At 57.9% G+C, this 468-nt stretch carries 1 protein-coding gene; it reads right to left on the bottom strand.

Going from position 1 to position 468, the window contains the following annotated elements; genetic code table 11:
* The coding region (locus tag SB847_RS20510; protein ID WP_410578391.1) for a hypothetical protein at positions 1–468 on the bottom strand (468 nt) is incomplete at both ends.

Raw genomic sequence — 468 nt, 5'->3', positions numbered from 1 at the left:
GTCAAGGATTCGTTGTACAGAGGGCAGTAACCGGTCAGAGGCGGCTACCGTTCCTTCGGACAGCTCCTGCAACAGGATCCGGTGGCGCTGATCCTCGGTGCATATCGACGTATCCAGGGCTTCCGTGCTCTGAAAGCGGAAGGCTGTCTCTATGTCCTTGTGTGCTCTGTCCAGGTCAGCAGCACTATGTAGCTCTCCGGAGTAGGCACATCTGAGATCGGCACTTGCCGCGCTTGATACCGCCCGCTGTGAAGCTGTCAGGAATTGCTGGATTCGCTGGCTGCTGAGCTGATCAGCCCGGGGAAGGAGCACAAACACGCAACTTCGAAGGACAGTGCATGAGGCGGTCCTGCGGACAGCTTCAGCGTTCAACGCGATGATATCGGCAACCCGCCCGAGATCGATCTCGGTTCCAGGTTCATCGGACTGGGCAAAACCGATGAGGACGACAGGCATTTGCCTGGCCAA

Source organism: Bacillus sp. SIMBA_026 (assembly GCF_046535335.1).
Taxonomy (GTDB): Bacteria; Bacillota; Bacilli; order Bacillales; family Bacillaceae; genus Bacillus; species Bacillus velezensis.
Note: the sequence above shows the minus strand (reverse complement) of the source record. Positions and strands in the feature narration are given on the sequence as shown.